General features: G+C 59.1%; 22 protein-coding genes. 15 read left to right on the top strand and 7 right to left on the bottom strand.

Going from position 1 to position 20,465, the window contains the following annotated elements:
* The first annotated feature begins 550 nt into the window (after positions 1-550).
* The 11 genes from ydgT (at position 551) to gstA (ending at position 10,676) form a co-directional block, all read left to right on the top strand.
* Entirely contained in the window at positions 551-766 is a 216-nt protein-coding gene (gene ydgT / locus AFK65_RS09070; RefSeq protein WP_007663080.1) for a transcription modulator YdgT, read from the top strand.
* Positions 767-860: 94 nt separating this feature from the next.
* Positions 861-1,304: a DUF2569 domain-containing protein gene (locus tag AFK65_RS09065; protein ID WP_032804578.1), complete on the top strand. Its 444-nt coding sequence runs from the start codon at positions 861-863 to the stop codon at positions 1,302-1,304.
* 74 nt (positions 1,305-1,378) lie between these two features.
* Positions 1,379-1,960 carry an electron transport complex subunit RsxA gene (gene rsxA, locus AFK65_RS09060; RefSeq protein ID WP_007697473.1) on the top strand — a complete coding sequence of 194 codons (582 nt, stop codon included), beginning with the start codon at positions 1,379-1,381 and terminating at the stop codon, positions 1,958-1,960.
* Entirely contained in the window at positions 1,960-2,538 is a 579-nt protein-coding gene (gene rsxB / locus AFK65_RS09055; protein WP_007697469.1) for an electron transport complex subunit RsxB, read from the top strand. The genes rsxA and rsxB overlap by 1 nt, the downstream gene beginning before the upstream one ends.
* A complete protein-coding gene (gene rsxC / locus AFK65_RS09050) occupies positions 2,531-4,864 on the top strand; it encodes an electron transport complex subunit RsxC (RefSeq protein WP_038857290.1) in 2,334 nt (777 codons plus the stop codon). The genes rsxB and rsxC overlap by 8 nt, the downstream gene beginning before the upstream one ends.
* A complete protein-coding gene (gene rsxD / locus AFK65_RS09045; RefSeq protein WP_038857291.1) occupies positions 4,865-5,917 on the top strand; it encodes an electron transport complex subunit RsxD in 1,053 nt (350 codons plus the stop codon).
* Positions 5,918-5,926: 9 nt separating this feature from the next.
* Positions 5,927-6,553 carry an electron transport complex subunit RsxG gene (gene rsxG, locus AFK65_RS09040; protein ID WP_007697458.1) on the top strand — a complete coding sequence of 209 codons (627 nt, stop codon included), beginning with the start codon at positions 5,927-5,929 and terminating at the stop codon, positions 6,551-6,553.
* Positions 6,550-7,236 carry an electron transport complex subunit E gene (locus tag AFK65_RS09035; RefSeq protein ID WP_007697456.1) on the top strand — a complete coding sequence of 229 codons (687 nt, stop codon included), beginning with the start codon at positions 6,550-6,552 and terminating at the stop codon, positions 7,234-7,236. The genes rsxG and AFK65_RS09035 overlap by 4 nt, the downstream gene beginning before the upstream one ends.
* Positions 7,233-7,868 (top strand): endonuclease III, encoded by a 636-nt coding sequence (nth, locus tag AFK65_RS09030; protein WP_007697454.1) that lies wholly within the window; start codon positions 7,233-7,235, stop codon positions 7,866-7,868. The genes AFK65_RS09035 and nth overlap by 4 nt, the downstream gene beginning before the upstream one ends.
* A gap of 591 nt (positions 7,869-8,459) precedes the next feature.
* Positions 8,460-9,959, top strand: coding sequence for a dipeptide/tripeptide permease DtpA (dtpA, locus tag AFK65_RS09025; protein WP_032805378.1), 1,500 nt, complete (start codon positions 8,460-8,462; stop codon positions 9,957-9,959).
* A gap of 108 nt (positions 9,960-10,067) precedes the next feature.
* Positions 10,068-10,676 carry a glutathione transferase GstA gene (gene gstA, locus AFK65_RS09020; RefSeq protein WP_038857292.1) on the top strand — a complete coding sequence of 203 codons (609 nt, stop codon included), beginning with the start codon at positions 10,068-10,070 and terminating at the stop codon, positions 10,674-10,676.
* Between the two features lie 43 nt (positions 10,677-10,719).
* On the opposite strand, the gene pdxY is transcribed toward gstA, so the two are convergent.
* From pdxY to anmK, 5 genes are all read right to left on the bottom strand, one after another.
* The gene (pdxY, locus tag AFK65_RS09015; protein WP_007697187.1) at positions 10,720-11,580 is read right to left on the bottom strand and encodes a pyridoxal kinase PdxY; all 861 of its coding nucleotides are present in this window, start codon (positions 11,578-11,580) and stop codon (positions 10,720-10,722) included.
* Positions 11,581-11,654: 74 nt separating this feature from the next.
* The gene (gene tyrS / locus AFK65_RS09010; RefSeq protein ID WP_032804569.1) at positions 11,655-12,929 is read right to left on the bottom strand and encodes a tyrosine--tRNA ligase; all 1,275 of its coding nucleotides are present in this window, start codon (positions 12,927-12,929) and stop codon (positions 11,655-11,657) included.
* 139 nt (positions 12,930-13,068) lie between these two features.
* A complete protein-coding gene (gene pdxH, locus AFK65_RS09005) occupies positions 13,069-13,725 on the bottom strand; it encodes a pyridoxamine 5'-phosphate oxidase (RefSeq protein ID WP_038857293.1) in 657 nt (218 codons plus the stop codon).
* A 56-nt stretch (positions 13,726-13,781) separates the two neighbouring features.
* Positions 13,782-14,105 (bottom strand): C-type lysozyme inhibitor, encoded by a 324-nt coding sequence (gene mliC, locus AFK65_RS09000; protein WP_007697165.1) that lies wholly within the window; start codon positions 14,103-14,105, stop codon positions 13,782-13,784.
* 58 nt (positions 14,106-14,163) lie between these two features.
* Positions 14,164-15,318, bottom strand: coding sequence for an anhydro-N-acetylmuramic acid kinase (anmK, locus tag AFK65_RS08995; RefSeq protein ID WP_038857294.1), 1,155 nt, complete (start codon positions 15,316-15,318; stop codon positions 14,164-14,166).
* A 268-nt stretch (positions 15,319-15,586) separates the two neighbouring features.
* Between anmK and slyB the strand changes: the two genes are divergently transcribed.
* Positions 15,587-16,054 (top strand): outer membrane lipoprotein SlyB, encoded by a 468-nt coding sequence (gene slyB / locus AFK65_RS08990; RefSeq protein ID WP_007697152.1) that lies wholly within the window; start codon positions 15,587-15,589, stop codon positions 16,052-16,054.
* Between the two features lie 116 nt (positions 16,055-16,170).
* Here the strand turns inward: slyB and slyA are convergent, their stop codons facing one another.
* Complete coding sequence (gene slyA / locus AFK65_RS08985) at positions 16,171-16,611, bottom strand: transcriptional regulator SlyA (protein WP_032804568.1); 441 nt, start codon at positions 16,609-16,611, stop codon at positions 16,171-16,173.
* Positions 16,612-16,786: 175 nt separating this feature from the next.
* Here slyA and AFK65_RS08980 point away from each other — a divergent pair, with 175 nt between their 5' ends.
* Genes AFK65_RS08980 through AFK65_RS08970 form a run of 3 tightly spaced genes read left to right on the top strand, consistent with a single transcriptional unit; the run spans position 16,787 to position 19,928 of the window.
* Complete coding sequence (locus AFK65_RS08980; RefSeq protein ID WP_007697149.1) at positions 16,787-17,023, top strand: DUF1656 domain-containing protein; 237 nt, start codon at positions 16,787-16,789, stop codon at positions 17,021-17,023.
* Positions 17,024-17,027: 4 nt separating this feature from the next.
* Positions 17,028-17,885, top strand: coding sequence for an efflux RND transporter periplasmic adaptor subunit (locus tag AFK65_RS08975; RefSeq protein ID WP_007697147.1), 858 nt, complete (start codon positions 17,028-17,030; stop codon positions 17,883-17,885).
* A 9-nt stretch (positions 17,886-17,894) separates the two neighbouring features.
* Positions 17,895-19,928, top strand: a complete 2,034-nt coding sequence (locus AFK65_RS08970) for an FUSC family protein (protein WP_038857295.1) — start codon at positions 17,895-17,897, stop codon at positions 19,926-19,928.
* Here AFK65_RS08970 and sodC read toward each other — a convergent pair.
* Positions 19,921-20,439: a superoxide dismutase [Cu-Zn] SodC gene (gene sodC / locus AFK65_RS08965; RefSeq protein WP_007697145.1), complete on the bottom strand. Its 519-nt coding sequence runs from the start codon at positions 20,437-20,439 to the stop codon at positions 19,921-19,923. The two genes, AFK65_RS08970 and sodC, sit on opposite strands and share 8 nt — an antisense overlap.
* Positions 20,440-20,465: the final 26 nt, after the last annotated feature.

Raw genomic sequence — 20,465 nt, 5'->3', positions numbered from 1 at the left:
TTTCAGAATTTTCATCATTTTTTTGGCAGGCGTCAGAATCATTCCGGTAAGTCAGTGAAGATGTCGCCCTTCGGGTACGTTCAAATGTGAACGCGGCTTCACCTGATGAGATGTGCGCCCTTTATTGTTTTGATGAAATAAGCAACACGACTTAAAGAAATAGCGTGGCGTTTATCGCGCCATTAATGTTGCCTCCACAAGAGCGAATAAAACCTGAACGCGCAAGGCGTCTGCTGAAAAACACCTGGAAATAGCAGGTCTGCCGTCAACCGCGCCGCGCGCGGCGGGGCGTGCGGCGTCTGGAATCGGGTTTACATATTGTCGTAAAAAGGCGGGAAACAGGCACGAACGGGATATTGCCAGCGCTGGCGAAGCGCGTTACTCTTTCTCTCCCGGATGCCGGGCCTGCGTTAATTCTCAAGGAAAACTCTTAAATGTTATTCAGGCTTTTATTAAACCTGCATAACCCCGTTTTTGCGTTTATTCTTTACCCGGCCCGCCTTTCCCGGCGACATCTCATTATTATTCTATTGCGCGGATAACGATTAACATGACCGTTCAGGACTATTTATTAAAGTTTCGTAAAATCAGCACGCTTGAAAGTCTGGAAAAATTGTTCGATCACCTTAATTACACCCTTACGGATAATCAGGAAATTATCAATATGTATCGTGCCGCGGATCACCGCCGCGCGGAGCTGGTGTCAGGCGGTCGGCTGTACGATCTCGGCCAGGTGCCGAAAACCGTCTGGCGTTACGTACAGTAAGCCGTAAAGGTAGCAATCAGACAGAAAATCTTTATAATCTTTGCGCTGTAATTAATCTTTAGCCATTTGTTGAATTTATATCCCGGGAGGTTATATGACCGACGCGTCCCCGATGCGTATCGGAGGCTGGTTGCTCGCCCCTCTCGCCTGGTTATTGATGTCTTTACTTAGCACCACGCTTGCCGTCGCGCTCTATGTGATGGGACTTGCTTCCCCGCAAGTCCATCAGGCGCTCAGCGCACAAGGCACAACGCAAGTGCTTTTCTGGTATGGCTCGATGCTGTGCGCCATGGCGATGTGGGGCTATACGCTCTGGCTGACCGTCGCCTTTTTCAAACGCCGTCAGGGCGTGCCGCGCCACTATATTATCTGGCTGCTGCTGACCGTCCTGCTGGCGATTAAATCTTTCGCGTTCTCGCCGGTGAGCGACGCGCTGGCGGTGCGTCAGCTGCTGTTTCCGTTACTGGCGGCCGCGCTGCTGGTGCCCTATTTTAAGCGCTCGGCGCGCGTGAAGCAGACGTTTGTCAGGGCAAAATAACCTTACAGATTCTCCGTTGTCGCCCTCTGTCGGATGTCCGATAATGAGCGGCTTTTTTCGTTTCAGGTCGAATAATGTCTGATTATTTGCTGTTATTTGTTGGAACGGTGCTGGTCAATAACTTCGTTCTCGTGAAGTTTCTCGGCCTGTGTCCGTTTATGGGCGTTTCCAAAAAACTGGAATCCGCGATCGGCATGGGGATGGCCACCACGTTCGTGATGACGCTGGCGACCATTTTCTCATGGATCATCGATCATCTGATTCTGGTGCCGCTTGAGCTGGTCTACCTGCGCACGATGGCCTTTATTCTGGTTATCGCGGTGGTGGTGCAGTTTACCGAAATGGTGGTGCGCAAAACCAGCCCTGCGCTCTATCGCCTGCTGGGCATTTATCTGCCGCTGATTACTACCAACTGCGCCGTACTGGGCGTGGCGCTGCTGAGCATCAATCTTAACCATACTTTTTTGCAGTCGGCGCTCTACGGCTTTTCCGCCGCGGTCGGCTTCTCGCTGGTCATGGTGCTGTTCGCCGCCATTCGCGAGCGTCTGGTCGTCGCCGACGTCCCGCTGCCGTTTCGCGGCAACGCCATCGCGCTGGTCACAGCGGGCCTGATGTCTCTGGCCTTTATGGGCTTTAGCGGGCTGGTGAAGTTCTGATGGAAATGATTGTTATCGCGGTTATCGCGCTGACGCTGCTGGCCCTGCTGTTCGGCATGCTGCTGGGCTACGCCTCGCGCCGCTTCGCCGCCGAAGAAGATCCCGTGGTCGATCAGGTTGACGAACTGCTGCCCCAGAGCCAGTGCGGCCAGTGCGGGTATCCGGGCTGTCGCCCGTATGCTGAAGCGGTCGCCAATAACGGCGAGCAGATCAACCGCTGCGTGCCTGGCGGCGAGCCGGTGATGCAGAAAATCGCCACGCTCCTTAACGTCGAACCGCAGCCGCTGGACGGCGACGCCGCGATGGCCGAGCCGGTACGTATGCTGGCCGTCATCGACGAGCCGAACTGCATCGGCTGCACAAAATGTATTCAGGCCTGTCCGGTGGATGCTATCGTCGGCGCCACGCGCGCCATGCACACCGTGATGAGCGACCTCTGCACTGGCTGTAATCTCTGTGTAGATCCCTGCCCGACGCAGTGTATTGAACTGCGTCCGGCCGCCACCACAACGGATAACTGGAAGTGGGATCTCAACACCATTCCGGTGCGTAACATTCCTGTGGAACAACATGCTTAAGTTATTTTCTGCGTTCAGAAAAGAGAAAGTCTGGGATTTCAACGGCGGCATTCATCCGCCGGAGATGAAAACCCAGTCTAACGGCACCCCGCTGCGTCAGTTGCCGCTGCCGGGCCGTTTTATCATTCCGCTTAAACAGCATATCGGCAGTGAAGGCGAGATCTGCGTGGCGCCAGGCGATAAAGTCCTGCGCGGCCAGCAGCTCACCGTAGGGAGCGGCCGGATGCTGCCGGTACACGCGCCGACTTCCGGCACCGTAACGGCGATTATGCCGCACCCGACGGCGCATCCCTCCGCCCTGCCGGAACTTTCCGTAATCATCGACGCCGACGGCGAAGACAGGTGGATAGCACGCGACGGCTGGAGCGACTATTCGTGCCGCAGCCGCGAGGCGCTGATTGAACGTATTCATCAGTTTGGCGTCGCGGGCCTCGGCGGCGCCGGGTTCCCGACCGGCACCAAGCTGCAGGGCGGCGGCGATAAAATCGAAACGCTGATTATCAACGCCGCGGAGTGCGAGCCCTATATCACCGCCGATGACCGCCTGATGCAGGATTGTGCCGCGCAGATTATCGACGGCGTGCGCATCCTTGCGCATATTCTTCAGCCGCGCGAAGTGCTGATCGGCATCGAAGATAACAAGCCGCAGGCTATCTCGATGATGCGCGCCGTACTGCACGGCGAACATAAAATTCGTCTGCGCGTGATCCCGACCAAATACCCGTCGGGCGGCGCGAAACAGCTCACCCAGATCCTCACAGGCAAACAGGTGCCGCACGGCGGTCGCTCCTCTGACATCGGCGTGCTGATGCAGAACGTCGGCACCGCGTTCGCCGTCAAGCGCGCCATTATCGACGGCGAGCCGCTGACCGAGCGCGTGGTAACGCTGACGGGCGAAGCCGTGGGCCGTCCGGGTAACGTCTGGGCGCGTATCGGCACGCCGGTGCGCCACTTGCTCGAACACGCCGGCTTTATCCCGACCAGCGAACAGCTGGTGATCATGGGCGGCCCGCTGATGGGATTCACTCTGCCTGGCCTTGACGTGCCGGTCGTGAAAATCACTAACTGCCTGCTGGCGCCTTCCGCCACCGAGATGGGCGCGCCGCAGGAAGAGCAGCACTGCATCCGTTGCAGCGCCTGCGCTGACGCCTGCCCGGCCGATCTGCTGCCGCAGCAGCTTTACTGGTTCAGCGTCGGCCAGCAGCACGATAAAGCCACCGCGCACAATCTGGCTGACTGCATCGAATGCGGCGCGTGCGCCTGGGTCTGCCCGAGCAATATTCCGCTGGTGCAATATTTCCGTCAGGAAAAAGCGGAAATTCGCGCCATCGCCGAAGAAGAAAAACGCGCCGCCGAAGCCAAAGCGCGCTTTGAAGCGCGCCAGGCCCGTCTCGAACGTGAAAAAGCCGCGCGCCTTGAGCGTCATAAAAAATCGGCGGTACAGCCTTCCGGCCAGGATCAGGACGCTATCCAGGCGGCGCTGGCCCGCGTGCGCGGCAAGAAAGCCGATGACCAGCCTGTTGTCGTGGCCGCGGGCGAGAAACCGGATAACAGCGCGGTGATCGCTGCCCGCGAAGCCCGCAAGGCGGAGGCGCGCGCGCGTCAGGCGGAGAAAGTGCAGCAAGAGATGGCGGCGAACAGTTCCGTGCCTGCGCACGAAGCGACCGAACCTGACATTGACGCGTCGGCAGACTCGGTCGACCCGCGCAAGGCCGCGGTGGAAGCCGCTATTGAGCGCGCGAAAGCGCGCAAAGCGGCCCAGGCCGGGGAAAACGCGACCGCAGACGAAAAACCCGCCGGGCCGGCCGACCCGCGCAAGGCCGCCGTCGAAGCCGCTATTGCCCGCGCTAAAGCCCGCAAAGCGGCGCAGGCCGGGGAAAACGCGACCGCAGACGAAAAGCCTGCCGAACCGGTCGACCCGCGCAAAGCCGCCGTAGAAGCCGCTATTGCCCGTGCTAAAGCCCGCAAAGCGGCGCAGGCTGCTGAAAGCGCCCCGGCGGAAGAAACGCCTGCCGAACCGGTCGACCCGCGTAAAGCCGCCGTTGAAGCCGCCATCGCCCGCGCCAAAGCGCGTAAAGCGGCGCAGGCTGCTGAAAGCGCCCCGGCGGAAGAAACGCCTGCCGAACCGGTCGACCCGCGCAAAGCCGCCGTGGAAGCCGCCATTGCCCGCGCCAAAGCCCGCAAAGCGGCGCAGGCGAATGAGCGCGCGCAGGCGGCGAACGAAGAAGAAGATGAAGCGGACGATCCGCGCAAGGCCGCGGTTGCCGCCGCGATTGCCCGCGTGCAGGCGCGCAAGGCTGCCGAAAAGGTTGTTAACGAGGATTAAATGGTTTTCAGAATCGCGAGTTCCCCTTATACCCATAACCAGCGCCAGACGTCGCGTATCATGATGCTGGTGACGCTGGCCACCGTGCCGGGCATCGCCGTGCAGTGGTACTTTTTCGGCTACGGCAGCCTGGTACAGATTCTGTTAGCCATCGTCAGCGCGCTTGCCAGCGAAGCGCTGGTGGTACGCATGCGCAAACTGCCGCTGAAAAGCCACCTTGGCGATAACTCCGCCCTCCTGACCGGTCTGCTGCTGGGAGTGAGCATTCCCCCGCTGGCCCCGTGGTGGATGGTCGTGCTCGGCACCGTATTCGCGGTGATTATCGCCAAACAGCTTTACGGCGGGCTTGGCCACAACCCCTTCAACCCGGCGATGATTGGCTACGTAGTATTGCTTATCTCATTCCCGGTACAGATGACCAACTGGCTGCCGCCGCAGCAGATCGCCGCCGCGGCGCCGGGTTTTCTCGACGCGCTACAGGTGATTTTCCACGGCGCGACCGCCAGCGGCGACACCATGACGCAACTGCGTCTCGGCATTGACGGCGTAAGCCAGGCCACGCCGCTCGATACCTTTAAAACCGGCCTGCACGCCGGCCATCCGGCAGGCGAACTGCTGGCGCAGCCGATTTACGGCGGCGCGCTGGCGGGCCTCGGCTGGCAGTGGGTGAATCTGGCTTATCTGGCGGGCGGTCTGTTCCTGCTCGCGCGCGGTACGATCCGCTGGCATATTCCTGTGAGCTTTATCGTCACGCTCGCAGTATGCTCAACGCTCGGCTGGCTTATCGCGCCGGAGAAATTTCTGTCGCCGCTGATGCATCTGCTCTCGGGCGCGACAATGCTTGGCGCGTTCTTTATTCTTACCGATCCGGTCACGGCCTCGACCACCAATAAAGGCCGCCTGGTGTTCGGCGCGCTGGCGGGCCTGCTGGTGTGGTTGATTCGCAGCTTCGGCGGCTACCCGGACGGCGTGGCGTTTGCCGTGCTGCTGGCGAATATCACCGTGCCGCTCATCGATTACTACACCCGCCCGCGGGTTTACGGTCACCGGTAAGGAGAGCCCATGCTTAAGACGATTCAGAAACATGGCGTGACGCTCGCCGTTTTCGCGGCCCTGACCACCGGGCTGACCGCGATGGTCAACGCGCTGACGAAAACCACGATTGAAGGCCAGGCGGCACTACAGCAGAAACAGTTGTTCGATCAGGTGCTGCCGCCAGAGATGTATGACAATGATATTCAGCAAAGCTGCTATCTTGTCAGTGCGCCCGCGCTGGGGCGCGGCGAAAAACAGCTGTGGGTGGCGCGTAAAGGCGATACGCCGGTGGCGGTCGTCATGCAGGCGACCGCGCCTGACGGCTATTCCGGCGCGATACAGTTGCTGGTTGGCGCGGATTTCAAAGGCACCGTGCTCGGCACCCGCGTGACGGAGCATCATGAAACGCCAGGGCTTGGCGATAAAATCGAAACCCGCATCAGCAACTGGATCACCGGTTTTGCCGGTCAGGTGATTCAGGGGCCGAATGATACCCGCTGGGCGGTGAAAAAAGATGGCGGCCAGTTCGATCAGTTTACTGGCGCGACGATTACGCCGCGTGCGGTCGTCAACGCGGTCAAACGCGCGGGGCTGTACGCGCAGACGCTGGAGCCGCAGCTTTCCACCCTGCCTTCCTGTGGAGAAAATCCATGAATGACGTGAAATCGATTCTGGTCAACGGGTTATGGAAAAATAACTCGGCGCTGGTACAGCTGCTCGGTATGTGTCCGCTGCTGGCCGTGACCTCCACCGCCACCAACGCGCTCGGCCTTGGCCTTGCGACCACGCTGGTGCTGACGCTGACTAACGCTTCGATCTCAGCCTTCCGCCGCTGGATGCCGGGCGAGATCCGCATTCCTATTTACGTGATGATTATCGCGGCGGTGGTGAGTATCGTGCAGATGCTGATCAACGCCTATGCGTTCGGGCTGTACCAGTCGCTCGGGATTTTTATCCCGCTTATCGTCACGAACTGTATTGTGGTCGGTCGCGCGGAAGCGTTCGCCGCCAAAAACGGTCCGCTGCTTTCGGCGCTTGACGGTTTTGCCATCGGGCTGGGCGCGACCGGCGCGATGTTCGTACTCGGCTCGCTGCGCGAGATCCTCGGCAACGGCACGCTGTTTGACGGCGCTGACGGCCTGCTCGGCAGCTGGGCGCGCGTCCTGCGCATCGAAGTGTTCCACACCGATACGCCATTCCTGCTGGCGATGCTGCCGCCGGGCGCTTTTATCGGCCTCGGTATGATGCTGGCGGTGAAATACCTCATTGACGAGCGTATGAAACGCCGCGCCGCGAAACCGGTCGTGGTGGAGGCCACGGCGGAAAAAGCGTCATGAACCAGGCTAAACGCATCGAAATCCTTACCCGGCTCCGGGCGAACAACCCGCACCCGACGACAGAGCTGCATTTCACCAGCCCGTTTGAGCTGCTGATAGCCGTGCTGCTTTCGGCGCAGGCCACGGATGTGAGCGTGAACAAAGCCACGGCGAAGCTCTACCCTGTCGCCAACACGCCTGAAGCAATGCTGGCGCTCGGCGTGGAGGGCGTGAAGGAGTACATCAAAACCATCGGGCTGTTTAACAGCAAAGCGGAGAACGTGATAAAAACGTGCCGCATTCTGCTTGAACAGCACGGCGGCGAGGTGCCGGAAGATCGCGCGGCGCTGGAGGCGCTGCCGGGCGTCGGGCGCAAAACCGCCAATGTGGTGCTAAACACAGCCTTCGGCTGGCCGACTATCGCCGTTGATACGCATATTTTTCGCGTCAGCAACCGCACAAAATTCGCGCCCGGCAAGAATGTCGAAGCCGTCGAAGAAAAGCTGTTAAAAGTGGTGCCGGCGGAGTTTAAAGTCGATTGTCACCACTGGCTTATCCTTCACGGGCGCTACACCTGCATCGCCCGTAAGCCGCGCTGCGGCTCCTGCATCATTGAAGATCTCTGCGAATACGCGGAAAAAGTGTACGAATAACCCGCAGCGCAACGGTTGTCACCTCTGTCACATCCGTTGCGCGATCTTCCTCTCACTCGCCTTCCTGTCGCTCCGTTTCAGCGTCCATTATCCCGCTTTAAATCAGTTGGTCAGGTTAATCGTTTTTTTTCGACAGGAATTTTCTATAGATTTGTGAGAATTATCACACTTGCAACATTCTGTTAAATTTCCGTTGCATTATTGGGCACAAAGCCTTGCGGCGCCTCGGTTATCACTGTCACCAATAATATAAATATCGGGCATTCTCCGATATTCAGGTCTATCTGACTGCCTGGCAGGTTAATCAGCAGAACATATAACCAAATCCCGCTTCAGCGCCCGCTTCAGCAGTTAAAAAATCTACAATAGCGATTATCATGAAATTTAACGCTGATGGTTAGCGAAACGAATGGCGGATTATCCCGCCCGGCTTATATGTAACAGATTATTACAAAAGCCTTGTGCCCGCGGTCAGGATAGTGAACATTACCCGCCGTTTCTCACTTCATATAACAATAAAAGCGCACGCCGCCAGGCAACACGCGCATACCACCCCCGCGGTTAATGCGGGCTGTAAAAAAAGAGGTATATGTGTCGACTGCAAACAAAAAACCAGCAGAAAGCGTGAGCATGAACGCTTTCAAACAACCGAAATCGTTTTATCTGATCTTCTCGATAGAGTTATGGGAGCGTTTCGGTTACTACGGCCTGCAAGGGATTATGGCTGTTTACCTGGTCAAACAGCTGGGTATGTCGGAAGCGGATTCCATTACGTTGTTCTCCTCCTTCAGCGCGCTGGTGTATGGCCTGGTGGCTATCGGCGGCTGGCTGGGCGATAAAGTGCTTGGCACCAAACGCGTGATTATGCTCGGCACGATTGTGCTGGCTATCGGCTATGCGCTGGTGGCGTGGTCTGGTCACGACGCGGCGATCGTCTACTTCGGTATGGCGACCATCGCGGTAGGTAACGGTCTGTTCAAAGCCAACCCGTCGGCCCTGCTCTCGACCTGCTACGAGAAAGATGACCCGCGTCTCGACGGCGCGTTCACCATGTATTACATGGCGATTAACATCGGTTCCTTCTTCTCCATGCTGGCGACCCCGTGGCTGGCTGACAGATTCGGCTGGAGCGTGGCGTTCTCACTGAGCTTCGTCGGGATGCTGATCACCCTCGTGAACTTCATCTTCTGCAAGAAGTGGGTGAAAGATTACGGCTCCAAACCCGACTTCGCCCCGCTGCACATCGGCAAACTGCTGGCGACTATCGTCGGTATCGTGGTGCTGGTCGCTATCGCCACCTGGCTGCTGCATAACCAGGGCATCGCCCGTATGGTGCTGGGCGTGGTCGCTCTCGGTATCGTGATTATTTTCGCGAAAGAAGCGTTCGCGATGCAGGGCGCCGCGCGCCGCAAAATGATCGTGGCGTTTATCCTGATGCTTGAAGCGATTGTGTTCTTCGTGCTCTATCAGCAGATGCCGACGTCCCTGAACTTCTTCGCTATCCGTAACGTAGAGCACTCGATTCTGGGTATCGCGTTCCAGCCGGAGCAGTTCCAGGCGCTGAACCCGTTCTGGATCATGATTGGCAGCCCGATTCTGGCCGCTATCTATAACAAAATGGGCGACCGCCTGCCGATGCCGTTTAAATTCACTATCGGTATGCTGCTGTGCTCTGGCGCGTTCCTGGTGCTGCCGCTGGGCGCGAAATTCGCCTCCGAAGCCGGTATCGTCTCCGTGAACTGGCTGATCCTGAGCTACGCGCTGCAGAGTATCGGCGAGCTGATGATCTCCGGTCTCGGCCTTGCGATGGTCGCACAGCTGGTGCCCCAGCGCCTTATGGGCTTCATCATGGGCAGCTGGTTCCTGACCACCGCGGGCGCGGCAATGATCGCCGGTAAAGTCGCGAACCTGATGGCGGTGCCGGAAAACGTGACCGACCCGCTGCAGTCGCTGGAAGTCTACGGCCGCGTCTTCATGCAGATTGGGATCGCCACCGGCGTTATCGCCGTGCTGATGCTGCTGACTGCGCCGCTGCTGAACCGCATGACGCAGGATGACAAAGCGAAAGAAACGGATACCGCGCACGCGTAACCGTTCGGGAAACGTTATTGAGGCCGTCAGTTTTTATGCTGGCGGCTTTTTTTTTACCTGTTCGCGCTCTACCATAATTTGGTTCATTCATGAGAAGGGAGCATTGCCATGAAACTGTTTTACAAAGCCGGCGCGTGTTCGCTTTCGCCGCACATCATTCTGCGCGAAGCCGATATCGATTTTACGCTGGTGGCGGTAGATCTGGCCGCAAAGCGCACGGAGAACGGCGAAGACTACCTGACCATTAACCCGAAGGGTCAGGTGCCGGCGCTGCTGCTGGATGATAATACGCTGCTGACAGAGGGCGTCGCTATTGTGCAGTACATCGCAGATCTTGTGCCGGACCGTCAGTTGCTCGCCCCTGTCGGCAGCATGACCCGTTACCACACGCTGGAGTGGCTGAACTATATCGCCACCGAGCTGCATAAAGGTTTTACGCCGCTGTTCCGCCCGGATACGCCGGATGAGTATAAGACCATCGCGCGCGCGCAGTTGCAGAAGAAATTCGCGTATGTGAATGAGGCGCTGGCGCAGAAACAGTGGCTGATGGGGCTGCGCTTCAGCGTGGCGGATGCTTACCTGTTTACCGTGCTGAACTGGGCGAAAGCGGTCGGACTTGAGATGCAGGCGTTTGACAATATCGCCGACTACCAGGCTCGCGTGAAAGCGCGTCCTGCCGTCGCGGCGGCGCTGAAGGCGGAAGGCCTGAGCGCGTAACAGAGAAGTGAAGCGCCGCGCCTGATGCAGGCGCGGCGTTTTTTTACAGTTTTACCGCCGTAAAGTAGTGTTCCGGCCGCGCGATGCCGTCCTGCGCCGCTACGACCTGCAATTCATACTCTTCCATGCGTTTGGTGGTCACCATGATGTCGTAGACCGCCGCCGTCACATGCTCCAGCGCCTCGCGAAGCGTCGCGCCCTGTAACAGTTTCACCAGCAGCAGACCGCTCGTCACGTCGCCCACGCCGACCGGCTGACGCGCGCCGAAATCCACCAGCGGACGGCTGATGTGCCAGGCCTCGTCGGATGTCACCAGCAGCATTTCAAAACGGTCCTGATGATAGCCTGCGCGCGCCAGATGTTTCACCAGCACAATCTGCGGGCCGCGGGCGATAAGCTCGCGTGCGGTCGCGACAGCCTCGTCGACGCTCGCCACCGCATGGCCGCTCAGTATCTCCAGCTCGAGCAGGTTCGGCGCGATGATGTCGCTCGCCGGCAGCGCGAAACGCGCGTGAAACTCCGCCACGCCCGGCGCCACGATACAGCCCTTTTCCGGGTGGCCCATCACCGGGTCGCAAAAGTACTTCGCCTGCGGATTGGCCGCTTTCACCTGACGGACAATCTCCAGAATATGCTCGCCCTGCTCCGCCGAGCCCAGATAGCCGCTCAGCACGGCGTCACAGCGCGACAGCTGGCCGATAGCCGCAATGCCCTGCACGATCTCGGTCAGATGCGACGGCGGCATCACGGCGCCGGTCCACTGGCCATACTGCGTGTGGTTGGAAAACTGCACCGTATTAAGCGGCCAGACATTGGCGCCGAGGCGGCGCATCGGGAATTCAGCCGCGCTGTTGCCGGCGTGACCAAACACCACATGAGACTGGATGGCGAGAATATTCTTCATGATTTTCCGGGTGAAACGAGAGGTCGGGTTAAAAATAAAGGGCGTGGTTTCCCACGCCCTTGACTGGCTGAGTGTTACTTCCAGCAGACGAGGCAGTAGTTTTTCTTGCCCCGACGCAGCAGCGTATAGCGGCCAAACAGGCGATCGCTGTCGCTGAAGGTGTATTCCGGATCGGCCTGCTTCTCGCCGTTGATGGTGATAGCGTTGGACGCGATGGTTTTGCGCGCCTGGCCGCGGGACGGCTGCAGTTCGGAATCGACCAGCGCCTGCATCAGATCCGCGCCTTTTTCCATCTCGATCATCGGCACGCCGTCCTGCGCGAGCTGCTCGAAATCCGCTTCGCTCAGCGCGTTGAGGTTGCCGTTAAACAGGCTTTCAGTGATGCGCTTCGCGGCGGCAAGGCCCTCTTCGCCATGCACCAGGCGCGTTACCTGCTCCGCCAGTACGTACTGGGCGCGCGGCGCTTTGCCGCTGTTTTTGTCTTCTTCTTCCAGGGCGTTGATCTCATCAAGGCTCATGAACGTGAAGAACTTCAGGAAGCGGTAAACATCCGCGTCCGCGGTGTTGATCCAGAACTGGTAGAACTTGTACGGGCTGGTTTTCTTCGGATCCAGCCATACCGCGCCGCCTTCGGTTTTGCCGAATTTGGTGCCGTCAGATTTGGTGATAAGCGGTACGGTCAGACCGAACACCTGGTTCTGGTGCAGACGACGGGTCAGATCGATACCCGACGTAATGTTACCCCACTGGTCGGAGCCGCCGATTTGCAGCGCCACGCCGTGCAGTTTATTCAGGCAGGCGAAGTCGTAACCCTGCAACAGGTTGTAGGAGAATTCGGTGAAGGAGATACCCACATCGTCGCGGTTCAGGCGCTGCTTCACCGCTTCTTTGTTGATCATCTGGTTGACCGAGAAGTGCTTGCCGATATCGCGCAGAAAGGTCAGCACGTTCATACTGCCGAACCAGTCATAGTTGTTCGCCGCGATAGCGGAGTTTTCGCCGCAATCGAAATCGAGGAACGGCGCGACCTGGCGGCGGATTTTATCCACCCACTCCTGGACGGTGTCTTCGGTATTGAGTTTACGTTCGGTCGCTTTAAAGCTCGGGTCGCCAATCAGACCGGTGGCGCCGCCGACCAGTGCAACCGGTTTGTGCCCCGCCATCTGAAAGCGTTTCAGGCACAACAAGGGAACCAGATGGCCCAAGTGCAGGCTGTCGGCGGTGGGATCGAAGCCGCAATAAAGGGCGATCGGCCCCTGCGCCAGTCGCTGCGCTAACGCTTCTTCATCCGTCACCTGAGCCACAAGGCCCCGCTCCTGCAATTGTTTAATCAAATTGCTGCTTGCCATCGATTTCTCCATGTATTTACGACTGCACCTTTGCCGGTACACGGCTTTTCGCCCACTGGCGAAAGAATAAAATTCAGGGAGGCATAGAATAAAGCGCAAGCCCTGGGAGCGCCAGCGCTTGCATAAGAAAATCGCTCACTTACGGGGCGAGACGGTCGATTTTCCAGCCGTCGGCGTCACGCTGGTATAAAAAGCGGTCATGCAGCCGGTGCTCGCCGCCCTGCCAGAATTCGACCTGGTCAAACGAGACGCGAAAACCGCCCCAGAAACTCGGCAAGGGAACTTCGCCCTGCTGGAATTTCTGTTTCAGTTCGAGGAATTTGCTTTCCAGCACGCCGCGCGCGGAAATACGGCTCGACTGCTTTGAGACCCAGGCGCCAATCTGGCTGTCGCGCGGGCGGCTGTGGAAATATTTCACCACTTCCAGCGTCGAGAGACGCTCGGCTTTGCCAGTGATCATCACCTGCCGCTCCAGCATATGCCACGGAAACAGCAGACTGATGCGCGGGTTGTTTTCGAGATGGTGCGCCTTGCGGCTGCCAAGGTTGGTGTAAAACACCATGCCGCGCTCGTCGAAATGCTTGAGCAGCACGATACGCTGGTACGGCTGGCCCTGTTCATCGACGGTAGCGACGACCATTGCGGTAGGATCGGCGAGTTTCGCCTCGCACGCCTGCGCGAGCCAGCGTTCAAACAGCGGCAGCGGCTGGTCGGTTAAGTCGCGGCGGCGCAGCCCGCCTTTGGTGTATTCACGGCGCAGGTGCGCAATCTGTTGCAGATGGTCAATATCAGACATAGCGTTGAACCAGTCAGGATCGGGTGGCGCTATTGTGCGCCCCACCCGTTAAAATCTCAACGCTTCGGATTTTGTAACTGACAGTGATTTAACACAATATTGTCGCGATAGTAGACCGTCGCCTCCTCGCCTTTCGACCAGAACGCATAGATGCCGTCGGTGTAGCGCGTACCCGAGGCGGCGCGGCCCTGATTCAGGTGCAGCACTTTATCATCCAGCACGAAACTGACTTGCTCGCGCTGTTTGTTGAGCGAGACCGTCAGCGGTTTTTCATCGCAGCGATATTCGAGAGTATCGGTGTTCATGCGCTCAACCATAGCGTCATAGTAGCTACAGCCAGCCAGCAGCGTGGGGAGCAAAACGACAAGCAGTTTCTTCATGGCATATCCTGAAAACGTATTTCTGAAGGGGGCCGGACGCCCCCGTAACGCATTCAGTCTATCGGCTTAGCGGAGCAGGAAAAGTCGGCAAACTCCGATTATTTAAGGGGTTGGCCGGGAAGACCGCGCCGAGCACGCTTGCTTCGCGCGCGCCGGTCACCGACGGCAGATTTCCCGGTTTGCCGCTCAGCGTGCGGTACGCAAGCCAGGCGAAGGCCAGCGCTTCCATGTCGTCGCCGCGAATGCCCATTTCATCGGTGGACGCAACCTCAGTGCCTGGCAGCAGCGCGGCGAGGCGCGCCATCAGCCGCGGGTTGCGCCCGCCGCCGCCGCAAATCATCAGCCGCTCCGCGCCGCCGCTCAGCAGCACATCGCGCGCAATGGTGCTGGCGGTCAGCTCCAGCAGCGTCGCCTGCACATCCTGGGCTGGCAGCGCGGCGAAGGACGAGAGCTGGCGCTCGATCCAGCCGTAATTGAAATATTCGCGCCCGGTGCTTTTGGGCGCCGGGGTCGAGAAGTACGGATCGCTCAGCATCTGTTGCAGCAACGGCTGCACCGCTTTGCCGCTGGCGGCCCACTCGCCGTCTTTATCAAAAGGTTTGCCCTTCTGGCGCCAGATCCAGGCGTCCATCAGCATGTTGCCGGGGCCGGTATCGAAGCCTTTTACCGGCTGGCCCGGAAAGAGCAGTGAAAGATTCGCGATGCCGCCGATGTTCAGCACCATACGCCGCTCCGTCGGATGCGCCAGCAGCGCCTGATGAAACGCAGGCACCAGCGGCGCGCCCTGCCCGCCGAGCGCCATATCGCGACGGCGGAAATCGCCCACGACGCTGACGCCGGTGCGCGCCACAATCTGGTTATTGTCGCCTATCTGCATCGTGTGCGGCGCGCTGCCGGTCGGCTCGTGCCAGATGGTCTGGCCGTGGCAGCCTATCGCCATCACATCTTCCGGGTTGAGTTTCTCCTGCTGCATCAGCGCGTTGACCGCATCGGCAAACAGGCACCCGAGCTGATTATCAAGCCTGCCGAGCTGAGAGAGCGTCAGCGGTTGTCCCTGGCAGATATCGAGAATCGCTTTTTTAATAGCCTGCGGCATCGGCCAGCTCAGGCTCGCCTGCTGCGCCACCATATGTTCATCAATGGCGGCCAGCACCACATCCACGCCATCGAGGCTGGTGCCGGACATGACTCCAATGTAGCGACCTGATTTCATCTGCAATCCTTAAGCCCTGTGTGAAAACGTGCGAGACGACAAGCTCGCGATCCTCAATCATAAACATTCACCCTGATTGAGCAACGGAATAATCCCGCGCGGCGCAAAAAGCCCGCTTTTACCCGCCGTTGATTTATCGTTCAGGCAGACTATTTTACGATTTTTACCATCGGCTCTGTGAAGAATGTGAAATATCGCGGTCTTATGCCATATAATTTGAATATGATGGATGCTCAGGTGAGCATTTGTTGGTGAACAGGAGATTTACATGATTTCACGTGTACTGGTTGTTGCACTGGCAGGTATAACGCTGGCGGGCTGCGTCAACAACGATAGCCTTTCCGGTGACGTTTACACCGCCTCTGAAGCCAAACAGGTACAGAACGTTACTTACGGCACCGTCGTGAACGTTCGTCCGGTGAAAATCCAGGGCGGAGATGATACCAACGTTATCGGCGCACTCGGCGGCGCGGTGCTGGGCGGTCTGCTGGGTAATACCGTCGGCGGCGGCTCCGGTCGCTCAATCGCCACGGCGGCGGGCGCTATCGCAGGCGGCGTGGCAGGCCAGGGCGTACAGGGCGCGGTGAACACCACGCAGGGCGTTGAACTGGAAATCCGTAAGGACGACGGCAACACCATTATGGTGGTACAGAAACAGGGCAACACCCGTTTCTCTGCTGGTCAGCGCGTGGTGCTGGCGAGCAACGGCAGCCAGGTAACCGTCTCTCCGCGCTAAGGCGCACGGGATACCAGATGTCAAAAACAAGAACGGAGGAGCATCAGGCTCCTCCGTTTTTTTATGCGCGATTTTGATTGTGAGGTTGTGCTTCACACGATCGTCAAATTCACCGTTTACTCTTTCGCCGACAGCGCCAGGATATTTTTCTCAAGGCGCGCCACGATGCGCAGCATCTGGTCGTGCTCTTCCTGCGTAATGCCGGAGAGAATTTCGCCGCGGGTTTTCAGAATAACGTCTTCCAGTTGCGAAATGATCGGCGCCGCTTTTTCCGTCAGCTTGATACGCTTGGCGCGTCGGTCGCTGGCGCAGGTGTGGCGGGCAATCAGCCCCTTCTCTTCAAGCTGATCAAGCGTGCGCACCAGCGACGGTTGCTCAATACCGATGGCCTTGGCCAGTTGAATTTGCGACTGATCGGGCGGCAGCGCGTGGATATGATGAAGTGTCACCCAGTGGGTCTGCGTTAATTCCAGAGGCTTCAGGCGATGGTCAATCAGAGCACGCCAGATGCGCACCAGTCTTGTCAGGTCAGAGCCTAATGGCGATTCCAATTTCATCTCCTTATAATTAGCTTGCTAAGTTATTATGCTGATTTTAGACTAGTGTGCAGTATTTAGGTAGCTAAAACAAATAGCCGCACTGGCGATGAATACCGCGACGTCTATAATTTTAGACCACAACGGCGTATCTGAAACGGCTGCCATCTCTCCGATTTTCAAGGATTAATCTTTCGTGATTTCGCGCGTCTTTACTTCAGGGTTTGCGCTTTCGGATCTTATCGCTGGCGCGTCGGTCTATTTCCCGCCGCTTTTTAAGGCCGTTATCCTCGGTTTTTTTATCTGGCTGATAGCGCATCGCCTGCTGCGTGACTGGATGTACGCGGGCGACATCTGGCACCCGACCCTGATGGATCTCTCCCTGTTTGTCCTGTCAGTCAGCCTCGGGCTGCTGATGCTGATTGTGTGGTAACCTCATGCGCCTGAAAACCCTGAAATATTTCTCCACGCTTTTCGTGGTGGCCGCCGCCCTGCTGGCCGGCTGGCTGGTCTGGAATTACTACATGCAGTCGCCCTGGACGCGCGACGGCAAAGTGCGCGCCGAACAGGTGAATATTACGCCGCAGGTCTCCGGCGCGATTACGCGCCTGCTGGTGCGCGATAACCAGAAAGTCAAAGCAGGCGAACTGCTGTTCGCCATTGACGATACGCCCTACCGCATCGCGGTGCTGAACGCCGAAGCCCAGATGGCCCGCGCGCAGACCGATCTCGCCAAAGCGAATAACGAAGCGAACCGCCGCCGCCATCTGCCGCATAACTATATTTCCGCCGAAGATCTCGACACCGCCAACATCAGCGTGAAAGCCGCGCAGGCGGCGCTGAAAATGGCCGAGGCGTCGCTGGAGCAGGCGCGCTGGCAGCTGGAGCAGACGCGCGTGGTCGCCCCCGTCGACGGCTGGGTGACAAACCTGTCCAGCCGCGTGGGGAATTACGCAAGCCAGGGCCAGCCGGTGTTCGCGCTGGTGGACAGCCGCTCGTTCTACGTGGTCGGCTATTTTGAAGAGACCAAACTGCGCCACATCCGCGAAGGCGCCCGCGCGCAGATCCTGCTCTACAGCACCCCTACGCCGCTGCGCGGCAAGGTGGAAAGCATCGGGCGCGCCATTTACGATCAGAGCGTCGAGAGCGACAGCAGCCTGGTGGCGGATATCAAACCGAACGTGCCCTGGGTGCGGCTCGCGCAGCGCGTGCCGGTGCGCATCGCGCTCGACAGCCTGCCCGACGGCGTCACGCTGGTGTCCGGCACCACCTGTACCGTCTCGCTCACACACTAAGCGCTTCCGATGAATCTGGACTGGCTCACCTGGCAGCGCTCCCCGTGGGGCAAAGCGACGCCCGCGCAGTGGCGTTACGCGCTGCGCAATGGCATCGCGATGTCGCTCGCGCTGACCATTGCTTACGTGCTGGATCTCGACGAGCCCTACTGGGCGATGACGTCCGCCGCCGTGGTGAGTTTCCCGACGGTGGGCGGCGTTATCAGTAAAAGCCTGGGGCGCATCGCTGGCAGCCTGCTGGGGGCCAGCGCCGCGCTGATTATCGCCGGGCATACGCTGAACGATCCGTGGCTGTTCACCTGGACGATGGCGCTGTGGCTGGCGCTCTGTACCTGGGTTTCGGGGAATTTCCACAATAACGCCGCCTATGCCTTTCAACTGGCGGGCTACACCGCCGCCATTATCGCCTTTCCGCTGGTCAACACCATTGAGACGACAGAACTGTGGGATATCGCCCAGTCGCGCGTCTGTGAAGTGATTGTCGGCATTCTGTGCGGCGGGCTGATGATGATGGTGATGCCAGGGCCGCCCGACAGCGTGACGTTTCTCGGAGCGCTGCGCAAAATGCAGGCGCGGCTGCTGGAACACGCCAGCCTGCTGTGGAAACCCCAAACCACCGACGCCATCCGTACCGCGCACGAAGGCGTGATCGCGCAGGTACTGACGCTGAACGTGCTGCGCATTCAGGCCTTCTGGAGCCATTACCGCATCCGTCAGCAAAACCAGCTCCTGAATTATCTATTGCATCAGCAACTGCGTCTGACCAGCTATATCTCCGGCCTGCGCCGCCTGCTGATGAACTGGCCGGATCCGCCGCAGGATCTGTGGGCCGGGCTTGATGCGCTGCTGGAAGAGCTCGGTCATCCGAAGCCCTGCCCGCTGCGGGTGGCTCGTCTGCTGGCGGCGCTCGCGCCGTCTGAGGGCGGCGATTTTCGCCATCAGGCGTTCTGGCTGCGGCTGCGCGATTTCTGCCGCGTGTGGATGAACTGCCAGCGCTGGATTGCGCGGCTCGACACGCCTGTTCCTGACGACAGCATCAGCGTACCCACCGCGCCGCCGCTGGCGCGCCACACCGATAACGCCGAGGCGCTCTGGAGCGCGCTGCGCACCTTCTGCGTCATCACGCTTATCGGCGCATGGGCGATCAACACCCGCTGGGAGGCCGGCAGCGGCGCGCTGACCCTGGCGGCGATAAGCTGCGTGCTCTACTCCGCCTCGCCGTCGCCGCATAATTCGCTCAACTTGCTACTGCGCACGCTATTGCTGCTGACGCTGTTCAGCTTTGTAGTGAAGTTCGGGCTGATGGTTCAGGTCACCGATCTCTGGCAGTTTTTGCTGTTTCTTTTTCCGCTCCTGACCACGATGCAGCTGTTAAAACTGCAACAGCCGCGGTTTGCCGGATTGTGGGGACAGCTGATTGTGTTTATGGGCTCGTTTATCGCGGTGACGAACCCGCCGGTTTACGATCTGGCGGATTTTTTGAACGACAATCTGGCGAAGATCTGCGGCGTGGCGTTCTGCTGGGTGGCGTTCGCGGTGCTGCGGCCGGGCTCCGACCGGCGCAAAGGGCTGCGTCATATTCGCGCCCTGCGTCGCGGGTTTATCGACCAGCTCAGCCGCGTTCCTCAGCGGGGCGAGGCGGCGTTTGAGTCGCTGGTTTACCACCATATCAGCCAGCTCAGCAACAGTAAGGATGAGGCCACCCGCCGCTGGCTGCTGCGCTGGGGCGTGGTGCTGCTTAACTGCTCGCATGTGGTGTGGCAACTGCGCGAATGGGAAACCCGCGCCGACCCGCTCTCTCAGGTGCGTGATATCTGCATTGAAACGTTACGGGATGTAATGAGCGTGAAAGGGGTGCGTCAGCGCCCGCTGGCGGCAGCGCTCGGCGAGCTTGAGCGCATCAGTCTGACGCTCGCGCGCCACCACCAGCCCGACGCGCGGCGGCTGGCGGGAATTATCTGGCGCCTGTGGTGTTCGCTGTCGCAGCTGGAACAGGCGTCGCCCTCGCCGCAGGAGAGCAACGCCCCGGGAGCGGTTAAATAACGCCACAGGCGTAACGGGCGCCGCCGCCGCCAAGCGGTTTCGGATGATCGGACATGTTATCGCCGCCGACATGCACCATCAGCGCTTTGCCTTTGATTTCATCCAGTTTTTTAATGCGCGGCGCGGTCACCGGATCGGTGGCTTTCCCGTCATTATTGACGGCCAGCGCCGGCAGATCGCCTAAATGCCCGTCGCCTTCCGGCCCGGCGTGTTTACCGGTATTCTGCGGATCGAAATGACCGCCCGCCGCTTCTGCCGCGACCATTTTGCCCTCTTTCATGGCGGGTTCGCAGCTGCCTTTGGCATGGATGTGAAAACCATGCTCGCCTGGCGGCAGACCATTGAGATCGGGCGCAAATTCCAGGCCTTTATCGGTTTCGGTGATTTTAACCATACCGACCGACTGGCCAGCGCCCTTGTCGGTCGCCAGACGCAGTTCCACTTCTTCGTTGGCGGCCTGTGCGGCGCCGCATGCCAGCAGCGCCATCGCCGCCAGAGTCAATCGCTTCATATTCCCTCCAGGTTCAGGTGATCCCC

This window comes from Cronobacter universalis NCTC 9529 (assembly GCF_001277175.1).
Classification (GTDB): Bacteria; Pseudomonadota; Gammaproteobacteria; order Enterobacterales; family Enterobacteriaceae; genus Cronobacter; species Cronobacter universalis.
The sequence above is the reverse complement of the archived record's forward strand: the minus strand, read 5'-3'. Positions and strand labels throughout refer to the sequence as shown.

Coding starts and splice junctions, on each gene's coding strand:
- pdxY (WP_007697187.1), bottom strand. CDS start 11,580: ATGAAGAATATTCTCGCCATCCAGTCTCATGTGGTGTTTGGTCACGCC.
- gstA (WP_038857292.1), top strand. CDS start 10,068: ATGAAACTGTTTTACAAAGCCGGCGCGTGTTCGCTTTCGCCGCACATC.
- sodC (WP_007697145.1), bottom strand. CDS start 20,439: ATGAAGCGATTGACTCTGGCGGCGATGGCGCTGCTGGCATGCGGCGCC.
- rsxD (WP_038857291.1), top strand. CDS start 4,865: ATGGTTTTCAGAATCGCGAGTTCCCCTTATACCCATAACCAGCGCCAG.
- slyA (WP_032804568.1), bottom strand. CDS start 16,611: ATGAAATTGGAATCGCCATTAGGCTCTGACCTGACAAGACTGGTGCGC.
- pdxH (WP_038857293.1), bottom strand. CDS start 13,725: ATGTCTGATATTGACCATCTGCAACAGATTGCGCACCTGCGCCGTGAA.
- anmK (WP_038857294.1), bottom strand. CDS start 15,318: ATGAAATCAGGTCGCTACATTGGAGTCATGTCCGGCACCAGCCTCGAT.
- rsxA (WP_007697473.1), top strand. CDS start 1,379: ATGTCTGATTATTTGCTGTTATTTGTTGGAACGGTGCTGGTCAATAAC.
- ydgT (WP_007663080.1), top strand. CDS start 551: ATGACCGTTCAGGACTATTTATTAAAGTTTCGTAAAATCAGCACGCTT.
- AFK65_RS08975 (WP_007697147.1), top strand. CDS start 17,028: ATGCGCCTGAAAACCCTGAAATATTTCTCCACGCTTTTCGTGGTGGCC.
- rsxB (WP_007697469.1), top strand. CDS start 1,960: ATGGAAATGATTGTTATCGCGGTTATCGCGCTGACGCTGCTGGCCCTG.
- rsxC (WP_038857290.1), top strand. CDS start 2,531: ATGCTTAAGTTATTTTCTGCGTTCAGAAAAGAGAAAGTCTGGGATTTC.
- AFK65_RS08970 (WP_038857295.1), top strand. CDS start 17,895: ATGAATCTGGACTGGCTCACCTGGCAGCGCTCCCCGTGGGGCAAAGCG.
- AFK65_RS09035 (WP_007697456.1), top strand. CDS start 6,550: ATGAATGACGTGAAATCGATTCTGGTCAACGGGTTATGGAAAAATAAC.
- AFK65_RS09065 (WP_032804578.1), top strand. CDS start 861: ATGACCGACGCGTCCCCGATGCGTATCGGAGGCTGGTTGCTCGCCCCT.
- rsxG (WP_007697458.1), top strand. CDS start 5,927: ATGCTTAAGACGATTCAGAAACATGGCGTGACGCTCGCCGTTTTCGCG.
- nth (WP_007697454.1), top strand. CDS start 7,233: ATGAACCAGGCTAAACGCATCGAAATCCTTACCCGGCTCCGGGCGAAC.
- tyrS (WP_032804569.1), bottom strand. CDS start 12,929: ATGGCAAGCAGCAATTTGATTAAACAATTGCAGGAGCGGGGCCTTGTG.
- mliC (WP_007697165.1), bottom strand. CDS start 14,105: ATGAAGAAACTGCTTGTCGTTTTGCTCCCCACGCTGCTGGCTGGCTGT.
- slyB (WP_007697152.1), top strand. CDS start 15,587: ATGATTTCACGTGTACTGGTTGTTGCACTGGCAGGTATAACGCTGGCG.